The organism is Wolbachia endosymbiont of Rhagoletis indifferens, assembly GCF_048537595.1.
Classification (GTDB): Bacteria; Pseudomonadota; Alphaproteobacteria; order Rickettsiales; family Anaplasmataceae; genus Wolbachia.
In genome coordinates, this window is the sequence record NZ_CP175923.1 from 299,581 (window position 1) to 312,195 (window position 12,615).

A 12,615-nucleotide genomic window follows, 5' to 3' on the forward strand; every position below is an offset into this window, starting at 1 on the left:
ATATTTGTTAAGATTCTCTTATCTGTGGAGGTTCCTGCACTTACATCTTTAAGGTGTGATAGGAATTATTTGTTGTATCTTTAAAAGGCGATGAATGAGGGCTGTTTATATTTGTATCAAGACTTTCGTGATTTAGTTGCTCTGAATTTTCTTTATTCTCATCCTCATCTTCCTTTTTAGGAGATAGAGATTTTCTAAGATATCTTCTTGGTATGGATGTGTGAGGAGAAAGTGGTTTCGGGAAAGTTAGTCCATTAGCGAGCTTATTTTCACCTGTTCCTTTAAATTCTGATGAATGTTCACTACTTATATCTAGTTGATTATTTATACCTAACTTTTCATATATAGGTTGCATAAATTCATCAACTGCTTCTTGTATACGGTCTGTATCTTGCATGTCTTGTTCTTCTAAATTAAAAAGTCCTTGCTCTACTCTTTCTTTCACTACACTGAGTACAGTAAATACTGTTTTCGTTACATATTCTCTCTTTTTTTCTTCAAATTTATTTACATTTTTCTTGTAATCATCCTTAACGTTTATTGATTGATTAACAAGTTCTTCCTCGTCTGCTTTTAAAGATAATAATGCCTCTTCCAGCTCCTCAATTTTAGATAAGTGCTTTTTCTCCTTTGTACTTAATTTGTCAACTTCATTTTTAAAACGAGTGTGCTCTTGACGCTCATAACTAACTTCACCTTCTAATCTTTTCTTTTCCCTTTCCAACTGGTATAACTTCTTCTCTAATTCTTTTATGTCGTTACTTAATTCTTTTTCTCTTTTCTTTAATTCCTCCTTCAGAGAGGAAGCTTCATCACTTTTTATTCTTAACTGCACTACTAATTCTTCTACTTTTTTTCTTAATTCTGTTTCTAATTGTATCTTTTCTTTTTCTAACATAGTTAATTGATGATTTAGAGAAGAAACCTTCTCTTTTAATTTACAAGGTAAGTCATTGTATTCATGTTCTAAGTTGCTCAGTTTGTTCTTCATCTCACATAATTCACCTTGTAAATTACCTTTTTTTTCATTTAGTTTCGTATTTTCATCACGTAACTCTTTAGTAAAATCAAGAGAATTTTTCTTTTCACATTCTAACTGACTTACTTTCTTATTCAATTTTTTTATTCTCTCATCTAAACCTTGCTTTTCTCGAGTTAATCTATTTAGTTGATTATTCAATTCCTCCACTTCTTTGCTTGCAGCTTCTTTAGCTTCTTTTCCTAAAGTTATTTTATTTTCTAACTCTTGTACCTTGCTCTCAAATTGTTGTTTTACGTTAGCCAGCTTTTGCTCTTTTTCAGCAAATTTATTTTTCTCAACCTCTATTTTCTTAATCATTTTACATGAAAGTGCAAGCACCAAAACAGAAAGTATAGACAAACTCAAGGCAACAGGAAGAGCTACATTAAAGGCTGCAACTGAAGACAAGAACTCAACATAAGGAGCAACAGCAAGTGTCCCAGATGCAAGCAATGCTAAAGTAGCAAAAGCACCAGCTATAAGATATGGTGCATTGGTTTTAATATACAAATCCCTCATCCTCACAACTAATAATGATTATAATAGCATGGATATCAAAGGAAGTAAAGCTATAAAAATCAGTATAAGTCTATATCCACTATGTATTTCCCGTCTTCAGTTTCAAGCTCAGACTGCATCCACTCTATCGTTTCCGCATTGCACACTGCTTGCAAATCATCCTGTGCAGATTGATCCAACTTATCCTCTTGTACGCTCGCTTTTATCATCAACTTTTTTATCAGATGCTTAACTGATACATTATTATCTGCCTTTATCTTTCTGATAATGTTTAATATCTGAATAACATTATCTCCCATTTCCTCTGAATATTTATCGTAGATAAGCTCTTCTTTGCTCGGCCAATTACTTTGATTGTGTACAGAATTATAACTATACAACTGGTGGTATATCTCTTCTGTAATGTAAGGCAAGAAAGGTGCAAATAACCGCAAAATAATATTCAGTACATACGCCAAGCTTTGTTTTGCACTTAAACTGCTTCCGTACGCACGTTTTTTTACTAATTCCAAGTAGTTATCACAAAAATCTTTCCAAAAAAATTCCTCTACTGCGCCCAAAGCTTCGCAGTATTCAAACTGTAATAGGTTATTCGTTGCTCTTTCTATAACTTTGTATAACTTAGACAATATCCACTTATCCATTGTCTCGTGAGCAGAATTTATGCTCATCACTTGATGCTTTTCCATGAACATGGAAACAAACTTGCTAGCGTTCCAAAGTTTTGTAACTAGGCGCTTGCCAATTTTGAATATATTTTCAGAGTAGACTGTATCAACTCCAAGCCTTGAGTTCGCTGCCCAATAGCGCACTACATCAGCTCCATAAGTTTCAAGTATTACATGAGGAGTGATGATGTTACCTTTTGATTTACTCATCTTTTTCTTATCATCGGCTAAACACCAACCGCTGATCATAATGTTTTTCCAAGGTAAAGAATCTGCATGATAATGTGCCTTTAAAATAGTATAAAAAGCCCAAGTTCTTATTATCTCATGGCTCTGGCTGCGCAGATCTGCAGGAAATATCGTATTATAGCGATGATTTGGTAAACTAAACTCACTGTTTACTGCCAGTGCACTCAGTTGAGGAGTAATTGAACTTGTGGCCCAGGTATCCATTACATCTTGATCTGGGATAACCTCTTCTTTGCTATACCCTTTTGGCAAATCTTTGAGTGGATCTATAGGTAGGGCCTTTATTTCAGCTAGAATAATTTTACCTTCTTCTCCCTTACGTTTGGAATACCACGCTGGAAATGGCACACCAAAATAGCGCTGTCTTGAGATGCACCAGTCCCAATTTAGTCCTTCTATCCACACTTCCATACGTTTACGCATAGTAGCTGGATGCCAATTGCATTCTTTTACTTTATCTAATACTTGAGCTTTTTGCTCTAAAGTCTTGATAAACCATTGATAAGTAGGCAATATCTCAAGTGGTGCACCAGACCTTTCTGCGCATTTGACAGAATGAGAAATGCTAGTGCTTTCTATCAAAAGTCCTTTTCCACTCAAGATTTCAATCATCCTCTTTCTTGCTGCTGTAACTTTCAATCCATTGATTTCATTGTAGATTCCAGCGTCACGCGCTGGAATGACGCCGGGGTGTGGTGGAATGACATCTTCTTTTGTCATCTGAGTAGCCCTTTCTCCTGTCATCCCAGTAGCCCCTATGGTGTCATCCCAGTGCCCAGACACTGGGATCCATTCTTCTTTTTTCTGACCATACGCGGACATGATATCTTCCTCTGTCATCGCTGGCATTGGCTCTTTTTCCTGGATTCCAGTGTCAAGCACTGGAATGACATCATAAAGGCTTATTCTCCCATCCTGATCGATGATAATTTTCATCGGTAGATTATGCTTTTGCTGCCAATATATGTCGAGTTCATCACCAAACGTACAGCACATAACAAGCCCAGTGCCTTTATCTATTTTAACCTTATCATCTGCTATTATTGGAACTTTCTCCTCTGTTATTGGCACTACCGCTGTTTTTCCGATCAGATGAGTGTAGCGCGTATCCTCTGGATGACAAAAAACTGCAACGCATGCTGGAAGTAGTTCAGGTCGCGTAGTTGCAATATTGATCTGCTCATTTTCTTGAGTAGAGAAAACTATCGTGTTTAAGGATGACTCAAAAACTTTATCTTCTATTTCTGCTTGCGCAATCGCGGTTTTATCAACCGGGTCCCAAAGGATAGGCTGCATCTTTCTATATGCATATCCCTTATTATATAGATCAATAAACGACATCTGTGAAAGCGTCACAGTTTCCTTGCTGATCGTGTGGTATTCCAAACCCCAATCGTAACTAATTCCAACAGACTTAAATAGTTCCTTGAATTCTTGCTTTGATTTCTCAATAACCTCATGGCACATCTCTATAAATTTTTCTCTGCCAACTTCTTTTGCACGGGTTTTATAGGTTTGTTCAACCAATCTTTCAGTGGGAAGCCCATTATCATCAAACCCAATTGGATAAAACACATCTTTTCCCAGCATGCGCTGAAACCTTGCAATAAAGTCTGTATGGCAATAGCTGAATATATGGCCAATATGGAGTTTTCCCGATATTGTCGGTGGAGGCGTGTCTATAGTGAAAGTGTTATCCTTTTCACCATTCCATTTATAAACTTTACTGCCTTCCCATAATATGTTGCATTTGTCTTCAATTTCTTTAAAGCCGTATTTTTCTTTTAACATAAATATTTCTCAATTTTAAACCTTAAGCTAGCAACGTCATACCGCGATTCATTCGCGGTATAGATCCCGCTAACAAGCAGCGGGATGACGATTGTCGGTAAACCTAAATTACTTTAGCTATAGCACAATTACGGCAATTTTACGCCAAAATTTTTTGTTTACGAACATAAATTTTCTATGCTATGATAAAATATTACTTGACCTTAGGTTCTAAAGGTATTATGTAATGTTAAATTATAATTGAGGTGCGTTATGCTAAGCTTAAATAATGGTACAATACAGATTGTTGATGATAAAATAATGCTTGTTATAAAAAAAGGTGATTATGAAGAATTTAAAAAGTATAAAGACGTAGATAGGAGTGGTGCTATAATTGATGACAAGCTTTATGTGGGCTGTACGCTAGATGATCAACAACTATATATTACTGGTTCTTATCCTCAAGAAGAACTAGGAGATAATACAATCATGAATGTAAAATCCGTTGGGAAAAAGGGTGACAAATATTCTAGTCGCCTAGAAGAAATGAAAAATCTGTTAGGCCTTAACGATAAGAAAGAGGAGGTTGTGGTAAAAGACCTATCTAAACATCCCATAACACAATTGTTAGAAGAGAAAAATGCTGAAATAACAGAATTGGAAGCTGCAAAGAAGAAAGCTGAGGAGGAATTGAGAACTAAAACACAAGAATTACAAGATCAATTGGACGCAGCTAACAAGGGCAAAGAAGAATTACAAGAACAGCTAAACAACCGACCAAGTGCTGCTCAGTTACAAGAGAAAGAGGATAAGATAAAAGAATTAGAAGCTGAAAATACTGATGTTACAACGTTACAGACGGCAAATCAAGAATTAGAAGCTGCAAAGAAAGAAGCTGAGGAGAAACAGAAAGAATTACAAGGTCAATTGGAGAAAGCTAACAAGAGCAAAGAAGAATTAGAAGCTGCAAAGAAAGAAGCTGAGGAGAAATTGAAACAAGAATTAGAAAAGGAAAAGGAAGAATTGAAAGCTAAAACACAAGACTTACAAGCTAAATTAACTGGAGCTGAGAACAAACAGCAAGAATTACAAACTCAATTGGACACAGCTAACACGGAAAAAACAGACTTACAACAGCAACTAGCAAGTTCAACAGATGAACAGAAGAAAGTTAATGATGCAATTGATAGTTTATTTACTGAAGAGTTAAACGGAGGAATAAAAATTCTCATCGAATCAGAAGGTCAAGAGTTAGAAGGCAAAGTTAAGAGCTTATATGATGAAAAATTAAAGAACACAATAGAAGATATCATAAGCAATAATTTATCAGAAGTACAAGGTAAGGAGTCATTGCATAAAGAGTTACAGGGCAAAATAATATCTTTAATAGAGGGTAATAAAGATAAAAGTGTAGATGCAATTGTGGAGTCGATTAAGAAAGAGTTAAAGAACAGTATAATAAATGCAAGTAAGTCCAGTAAGGAAGTTGCGGACTTACAGCAACTGTTAAAAGAGAAAGAGAAGGAAATAAGTACACTAAAGGTTGGAGTTGCTCAGTTACAAGCTAAAGATGAGGAAATAACACAATTAAAAGCTCAAGTTCAGCAGTTGCAAGCTAAAAATGCTGAAGTTGTGGAGTTAAATAAACAATTAGAAGAGAGTAAAAGTCTTGTTGATAAATTACAGAAGGAAAAACAAACATTAGAAGATAAAAGCAAAACAACTGAGCAACCAAAACAAGGCAATGGAGCGAAGTACACCGCTACTGTTGGTGTTGGTCTTGCTGCTGGACTGATAGCATTTACTGCACTTGAACGTACAGTTAGGTTAGATATGTTAGTAATGATTGGTATAGCAGTAGCATCTGCACTCGTAGTTGGTGGTGTTACATATGCAGCATTACCTAGTACTCAAGTAGATGGGGCGAAAGCACAAGAAGTAGATGGGAATAATAAAGGGAAGTAACAAGGGTTGAGCCATACGCGTCAAGTAAAACACTTGACGCAAACTTTAGTTTTTGTATTCTTTCATTAGCATAATATAATTTTGTGCTGATTGTGCAATATGTTTAATTTCTTCATTCGACATTTTTTTGAAGAATTTTGCTGGCCTACCAGCCCATATTTCTCCACTTTTTATCACTTTTCCGTGTGTTACCAGTGAGCCAGCAGCTACCATAGCTTCAGACTCCACAACTGCATGGTCCATCACGGTAGAGCCCATACCAATAAACGCTTTATCATGCACCGTGCATGCGTGCAACATACAAAAATGTCCCACTGTTACCATACTGCCAATAATTGTGTCACCACCTGGGTTTCTATCCACATGAATTACCGTTCCATCTTGAATATTTGTTCCATCACCTATTTTTATTGATCCAACGTCTCCTCTGATTACACAATTAAACCAGATGCTTGCATCTCTTCCTATTTCAACCTTACCTATGATATGCGAACCACCTGCGATGAAAGCACTTTCGTCTATTTTTGGTTCATAATTTTTGTATTTTAAAATGTGATACATATTAAGCCCAAAGTTTTATGCATATGTTAATCAAAATAAGGTAAGCAGTAAATACATACTTAGATTTCAAGTTATTTGGGTGACAGATGTTCTTGACTTACGTGCTTTGTACTGCTAAGATTTTTATTTTCAGCCCTATCTATAATGTCAGTAGCGGTATTAAGTATATTTCAAATAATATTGGTTGTTGTGTTAGTAATTTTAGTGCTCTTGCAGCCACCTGGGAGTAGTTCATTAAGTGGTTTTAGTAATACACAACAAGGGGTCAATTCGATGATTCCGGTGAAATCTTCTGAAAACCCGCTCAGCAGAATAACGGCTATTGTTGCTGGATTGTTTATTATAAACACATTGCTATTGTCAGGATTATGTTCAAAAGACGTACATAAAAAATCGATCGTAGAAAAAATTATATTAGAAAAAAAGCAAGAAAGTGAATCTACTTCTGTTCCATTTGAAAATTAATGAAGGAAGCTAAATTTATCTTTGTCACAGGTGGAGTTGTATCGTCGCTTGGTAAAGGCTTAGTTTCTTCAAGCGTTGGTGCGCTTCTTCAAGCTCACGGTTTTAAGATCCGTATCAGAAAACTTGACCCGTATCTCAACATTGATCCTGGGACAATGAACCCAACTCAGCACGGAGAGGTGTTTGTTACCGAGGATGGTGCTGAAACTGATTTGGATCTTGGGCATTATGAGCGTTTTACTGGAATTAAAGCAACAAAAGATGACAATATAACAACTGGTAAGATATATCATGAGTTATTGAAGAAAGAGAGGCGTGGTGATTATCTGGGCAAAACTGTGCAAGTCATTCCTCATGTAACAGATTTAATCAAATCGTTCATTTTTAATGGTACGGAAGGTTTAGATTTTGTAATATGTGAAATAGGCGGAACTGTAGGTGACATTGAAAGCCAACCATTTTTGGAGGCTATACGCCAAGTTAACTACACATTAGGAAAACAAAGAGTTATCCTTATTCACTTAACTTTAATACCATATCTTACCGCAGCGCAAGAATTAAAGACAAAGCCAACGCAGCATTCAGTTCGAGAGTTAAATTCCGCGGGGTTACAGCCAGATATTATATTATGCCGCAGTGAGAAAGAAATTTTCGATAATCAAAGAGAGAAAATAGCTAAGCTTTGCAATGTTTCTTTATCCAATGTGATACCTGCTCCTGATGTGAGTCATATATATGAGTTACCGGTGTTGTATAGCCAATGTGGGCTTGATACGCAAATTTTGGAGCACTTTCATTTAAGTGAGCCAAAACCAAGCTTGATTGAATGGGATCAAATAGTGCATTCCATAAGGCACCCAACACAGGAAGTTACTGTGTCTATAGTGGGAAAATACACCGAATGCCCTGATGCGTATAAATCACTAGTTGAAGCATTAAATCATGGTGCAATTAGTAATAAAGTCAAAGTAAGGATAAATTGGGTTAACTCAAGAGAAAAGGAAGAAAAACCTATAAATGAGAAGCTTATAGAAGAAAAATTACAGAATTCTCATGCAATCCTTGTCCCAGGGGGGTTTGGTGATGACGGAGTAGAGGGTAAAATATTAGCAATAAATTATGCCCGTACAAATAATATCCCATTTTTCGGAATTTGCCTTGGTATGCAGCTTGCAATTATTGAGTTTGCTCGTAATGTTGTTAAGCTTGAAGATGCACACTCTGAAGAATTTCATAACTGTAAACATCCAATCGTTAAGTTAGCTGGCGATCAAGATGACGATCTTGGTGGAACCATGAGACTTGGGGCATACAAATGTAATATAAATGCAAACTCTAAAATGATGGATGCATATAGTAACACTACTATTTCAGAAAGGCATAGGCATAGATACATAATCAATTCAGATTATAAAGATGATTTGGAAAAAAATGGGCTTCTATGCAGTGGCATATCAGAAGATGGAACGTGCATAGAGGCAGTGGAGTTAGAGAGTCATCCGTGGTTTATTGGTGTGCAGTTTCATCCAGAGTTTCAATCAAAGCCGTTTTCTCCTCATCCTCTTTTTATATCGTTTATTAAGGCAGCAGTTAATAAAATTTAAAAAAAGAAGATTAGCAAAGGAAAGTGTTCAAGTATCAATATATGGAGCTTGCCATAGAGCAAGCCAAACTTGCTCAGAAAAATGATGAGGTTCCCATAGGTGCCGTAATAGTTAGTGGAAGCAATGTCGTTTCTTCTGCACACAATATATCCAGCGATCCAACTGCACATGCAGAGATGTTAGCGATCAAGCAGGCATGTGAGTTGCTCTCAACTTCAACGCTTTATGATTCTGACATATACGTAACATTAGAACCATGTCCGATGTGTGCTCAAGCTATTTCCTTTGCCAGAATTAAACGATTGTACTTTGGAGCTTATAATCCAAAAGGTGGAGGAATTGAAAATGGTGCTAAGATATTTCAATTTTGCAGCCATATACCTGAAGTTTATGGTGGAATATTAGAAACAGAATGCTCTTTTTTGTTAAAGGATTTTTTTGAAAGACTGAGAGACATTTGACAAACCGTCATGCTACTTGTTTTCCGATACAAATTCGTCATCCCGCTACGTGTTAGCGGAATCTATGCTAGGAGATACCGTGACGGTATGACGGTTAAGTAATTCGTCATTCCAGCGCGTGACGCACAACTATACAAACATTGTCCCACCAGCAGGGTGTCATGCAAGTAGCTGACACTGCCCTCCTTTGTCATCCCAGTGCCCAGACACTGGGATCCAGAAGACTTAATTTTAACCAAGTGGCTGCATAATAAAGACTGGATTCCAGTGTCAAGCACTGGAATGACATTACAGGGACACTGGGATGACACCCTCCTTAACCGTCATACCGCGATTCATTCGCGGTATCTCAGCCGCTAACATGTAGCGGACCGTCATACCTTAACATAGATCCCGCTAACAAGCAGCGGGATGACGGTTGTCAGGGTGTCAGCTACTTAGATGAAACCCTTTCCCGGTCTATCAAATCACATAAGAGAAAACTAAGACCAATCACATTTTTTATCTTGTGGCTTTATTTGCAATATTGCTACCACACTGACCAACAAGCAGAAGACTATATAAAGCCCAGCAGCAAGGTTTGTTTGAGGAAATGTTACAGTCAACCAAATACAAACCATAGGGGTAAATCCTCCATGTAATGCATAAGAGATGTTACGTGATAAGCTTACGCCACTAAATCTGACATTGGTGGGAAAGAGTTCAGATGCAACTATTCCTATGGGAACTATACCCCTTTCTATTATAGAGAGAACCATTACGCTCAACGCAATCACAAGATAATTTTTGTAGTAATATGCAATAGATAACGCAGGACAACACAGTGCCATTGTAATTGCTATAAATAAGATTGCAGTGCGCTCTTTTCCAACTTTATCAGCCAACATTCCAAACGCTATTGAAGATATCGGCATTAATATACTGGTTATAATCAATACAATTTCGTTGATATATGTCGTTACATAAACATCCACTGATGCTATTTCCTTTGCGAGTGTTCGAAGAAATATGGTAAATCCAACAGCAACATTAACAGGTACAGATATTAAAATAGCAAGTATAAGAGCTCTCTTGTGGCGCTTTATAAGCTCTATTATTGGCAAATCAGGTAAATTTCTTTGTTTTCGATTTTTTTCATATGCTGGAGTTTCTCCCAATGTGTATATGCTATACGCGCTAATTAATCCTAAAATAGCTGAGAAAACAAATGGCAATCTCCAACCCCAGATACAAAAATCAGTAGTTTTTTTGCAGATAATTACTATCACCGCAGAAAGCAAGACACCAATGGAACGACCAAAGCCCATTATTCCAAAATACATCCCTAAGTTCTCTTTCCTACTGGATAAATGTTCTATAAGATAAACAGAACTTCCTTGTTCACCACCAAGTGCAATTCCTTGTGTCACATGGATTGCAAGAAGCAATATAGTAGAAATTATACCTACTTGATTGTGACTTGGAATAAATGCAATGAGACTTGATGGTATCGATATTAGCAAGATAGTAATTATTAATGCTATCCTCCTTCCATACCTGTCACCAACGTGACCAAATATGAATGCACCAAGTGGCCTTACAATTGCGCCTAGCCCTACAATTCCAAATAATTGCAGTATGTTACTGTAGACATCTTTTGCAAAACAAAACTCTCTGCTGATTATGTTAATCAAATCAATAAAGAGCATGTAGTCATACCATATTGCGATTCTGCAGAGTATGGTTGATATCAACACCCTTGTTTGCACTAAATTCAATTCGTAAATGTTTGCTTATTCTATTCTGGCTGCTTTTTGGGATTTTACAACCTAAACATATGGTGTTGACTTTTTTATTATGGTATGTGATAATTAAAATGTTATTAAAATCAGAGGTGAAGTTATGGGGAAATATGTGCAATTGGAAAAATATTAAGTGTAATTGATAAGGAGGAAGGTTTCAGTAAGGACAACGTAATTGAAGAAATAAAAGAGAAATTAAAAGTAGAAGATGAAGATGAGTATGAAAAATGGGAAAAAGCTGATTTTAGTGTAAATCACCTGTTTTGGGGTATTTTTTTAGGAAAAATTGGAAAACATACATTATTACATTTAGCTGCTGGAAAAGGCCATACAGAGATAGTAAAAATTCTGATAGAAAAAGAAGCAAATGTTAATGCAATAGGGGAATGTGGTGATACTCCTTTACATTTAGCTGCTGAAGAAGGCTGTACAGAGATAGTAAAGGTTCTATTACAAGCAAAAGGGATTGATATTAATGCAGCAAATGAATTTGGACAGACTCCTTTACATTTAGCTGCTGAAGAAGGCCATACAGAGATAGTAAAAATTCTAATAGAAAATGGAGCAGATCCTTTAATAAAGGATGAACATGGTAAAACTCCAAGAGACTTAGCTCAAGATGATGTTATAAAGAAACTTCTAGAGGAAGCAGAAGAAACACAACTGGGAAAACGAGCATTTAAAAAAAGCGTTTTTTATGGTGGTTTGACAGCATTATTAGGTGCTGCAATAGCAGTAGCACTTTTTGCAACCGGAACAATTGCAGTTGAGTTAATACCTATAGTAATAGCAGTGGTTGCAGTTGCAACAGCAGCACTAGCGGTTGGTGGTATTACGTATATGATGTCAAAGCCTAGTACTAAAGTGGATGAAGCAAAAAAAGAAAAAACTGCTGAAAATGGGCCGGGAGTAACTACGTAAACTGCTTTTTTTATTGAAAAATTTAGAAAGATGTTGTAAAATTGTTGTGGTAGTAGAACTTGGTAGAACATATGGCAGATTCAAGCACTAATATAGCTTTCAGTAAAGAGATTCTAGAGGATCTTGCTCGCTTGGCTAGAGTGAAGAATCAGTCCGTTCAAGAGCTAGCAAAGGAGTTTATACAAGAAGCGATTGAACATGAGGAAGATATGGCACTACTTAAGCTTGCTATTCAACGCGATGTTCCAGGTGCAAAAAGAGTTAAGTACAAGGACGTAAAGTGGAAATAAAGCCTTACGAAATTGAATTTTTAGATAATGTTATTGAAAGGGATCTTCCAGATCTTCCAAAAACAATAGAGCTAAGAGTCCAAAAGGCCATAGAAGAACGCCTCACAGTTTCTCCTGATAAAGTAGGAGAGCCTTTGTTACGTGAACTTAAAGGATACCGTAGAATACGAGTAGGTAAATATCGTGTGATATATCAGGTAGACAATTTAAAACGCATAGTAACAATTGTTGCAATAAGACATAGAGAATACATTTACGATTGTCATTGAAGCAGCTACTATAAACATTAGATATATTTTTATACACCCACTTTTTTTATTGAAAAATTTAGAAAAATGTT

Annotated in this window: 11 protein-coding genes and 2 pseudogenes; 9 read left to right on the top strand and 4 right to left on the bottom strand. The window is 36.4% G+C overall.

The window, feature by feature from the left end:
* Nucleotides 1–40 precede the first annotated feature (40 nt).
* Complete coding sequence (locus tag ACJZL1_RS01460; RefSeq protein WP_419247354.1) at nt 41–1,531, bottom strand: hypothetical protein; 1,491 nt, start codon at nt 1,529–1,531, stop codon at nt 41–43.
* 68 nt (nt 1,532–1,599) lie between these two features.
* On the bottom strand, nt 1,600–4,248 hold the full coding sequence (locus ACJZL1_RS01465) for a valine--tRNA ligase (protein WP_265025557.1): 2,649 nt from the start codon (nt 4,246–4,248) through the stop codon (nt 1,600–1,602).
* 252 nt (nt 4,249–4,500) lie between these two features.
* Between ACJZL1_RS01465 and ACJZL1_RS01470 the strand changes: the two genes are divergently transcribed.
* Nucleotides 4,501–6,192 carry a hypothetical protein gene (locus tag ACJZL1_RS01470; protein WP_419247355.1) on the top strand — a complete coding sequence of 564 codons (1,692 nt, stop codon included), beginning with the start codon at nt 4,501–4,503 and terminating at the stop codon, nt 6,190–6,192.
* Between the two features lie 45 nt (nt 6,193–6,237).
* On the opposite strand, the gene ACJZL1_RS01475 is transcribed toward ACJZL1_RS01470, so the two are convergent.
* Nucleotides 6,238–6,753: a gamma carbonic anhydrase family protein gene (locus ACJZL1_RS01475; RefSeq protein ID WP_265025559.1), complete on the bottom strand. Its 516-nt coding sequence runs from the start codon at nt 6,751–6,753 to the stop codon at nt 6,238–6,240.
* Between the two features lie 144 nt (nt 6,754–6,897).
* Between ACJZL1_RS01475 and secG the strand changes: the two genes are divergently transcribed.
* The 4 genes and pseudogenes from secG to ACJZL1_RS01495 all read left to right on the top strand — a co-directional run.
* Nucleotides 6,898–7,218 (top strand): preprotein translocase subunit SecG, encoded by a 321-nt coding sequence (gene secG, locus ACJZL1_RS01480; protein ID WP_265025560.1) that lies wholly within the window; start codon nt 6,898–6,900, stop codon nt 7,216–7,218.
* Nucleotides 7,218–8,822 carry a CTP synthase gene (locus ACJZL1_RS01485; protein ID WP_265025561.1) on the top strand — a complete coding sequence of 535 codons (1,605 nt, stop codon included), beginning with the start codon at nt 7,218–7,220 and terminating at the stop codon, nt 8,820–8,822. Before secG ends, ACJZL1_RS01485 begins: the two co-directional genes overlap by 1 nt.
* A 41-nt stretch (nt 8,823–8,863) precedes the next feature.
* Nucleotides 8,864–9,283 carry a nucleoside deaminase gene (locus ACJZL1_RS01490; protein WP_419247356.1) on the top strand — a complete coding sequence of 140 codons (420 nt, stop codon included), beginning with the start codon at nt 8,864–8,866 and terminating at the stop codon, nt 9,281–9,283.
* Between the two features lie 177 nt (nt 9,284–9,460).
* Nucleotides 9,461–9,571 (top strand): annotated as a pseudogene (locus ACJZL1_RS01495) (WPE palindromic element domain-containing protein); the annotation flags it as partial.
* Between the two features lie 194 nt (nt 9,572–9,765).
* Here ACJZL1_RS01495 and ACJZL1_RS01500 read toward each other — a convergent pair.
* Entirely contained in the window at nt 9,766–10,971 is a 1,206-nt protein-coding gene (locus tag ACJZL1_RS01500; RefSeq protein ID WP_419247506.1) for an MFS transporter, read from the bottom strand.
* Nucleotides 10,972–11,349: 378 nt separating this feature from the next.
* Here ACJZL1_RS01500 and ACJZL1_RS01505 point away from each other — a divergent pair.
* From ACJZL1_RS01505 to ACJZL1_RS01520, 4 genes and pseudogenes are all read left to right on the top strand, one after another.
* Nucleotides 11,350–11,700: pseudogene (locus ACJZL1_RS01505) on the top strand (ankyrin repeat domain-containing protein); the annotation flags it as partial.
* A 69-nt stretch (nt 11,701–11,769) separates the two neighbouring features.
* Nucleotides 11,770–11,985: a hypothetical protein gene (locus ACJZL1_RS01510; protein ID WP_419247357.1), complete on the top strand. Its 216-nt coding sequence runs from the start codon at nt 11,770–11,772 to the stop codon at nt 11,983–11,985.
* A 71-nt stretch (nt 11,986–12,056) separates the two neighbouring features.
* On the top strand, nt 12,057–12,275 hold the full coding sequence (locus ACJZL1_RS01515; RefSeq protein WP_265025566.1) for a hypothetical protein: 219 nt from the start codon (nt 12,057–12,059) through the stop codon (nt 12,273–12,275).
* Nucleotides 12,266–12,544, top strand: a complete 279-nt coding sequence (locus ACJZL1_RS01520) for a type II toxin-antitoxin system RelE family toxin (protein WP_265025567.1) — start codon at nt 12,266–12,268, stop codon at nt 12,542–12,544. The genes ACJZL1_RS01515 and ACJZL1_RS01520 overlap by 10 nt, the downstream gene beginning before the upstream one ends.
* Nucleotides 12,545–12,615: the final 71 nt, after the last annotated feature.

Bases quoted from the DNA above. Each gene is read 5' to 3' on its own strand.
- ACJZL1_RS01465 (WP_265025557.1), bottom strand. From the start codon at position 4,248: ATGTTAAAAGAAAAATACGGCTTTAAAGAAATTGAAGACAAATGCAAC.
- ACJZL1_RS01470 (WP_419247355.1), top strand. From the start codon at position 4,501: ATGCTAAGCTTAAATAATGGTACAATACAGATTGTTGATGATAAAATA.
- ACJZL1_RS01475 (WP_265025559.1), bottom strand. From the start codon at position 6,753: ATGTATCACATTTTAAAATACAAAAATTATGAACCAAAAATAGACGAA.
- secG (WP_265025560.1), top strand. From the start codon at position 6,898: ATGTCAGTAGCGGTATTAAGTATATTTCAAATAATATTGGTTGTTGTG.
- ACJZL1_RS01485 (WP_265025561.1), top strand. From the start codon at position 7,218: ATGAAGGAAGCTAAATTTATCTTTGTCACAGGTGGAGTTGTATCGTCG.
- ACJZL1_RS01490 (WP_419247356.1), top strand. From the start codon at position 8,864: ATGGAGCTTGCCATAGAGCAAGCCAAACTTGCTCAGAAAAATGATGAG.
- ACJZL1_RS01500 (WP_419247506.1), bottom strand. From the start codon at position 10,971: ATGCTCTTTATTGATTTGATTAACATAATCAGCAGAGAGTTTTGTTTT.
- ACJZL1_RS01515 (WP_265025566.1), top strand. From the start codon at position 12,057: ATGGCAGATTCAAGCACTAATATAGCTTTCAGTAAAGAGATTCTAGAG.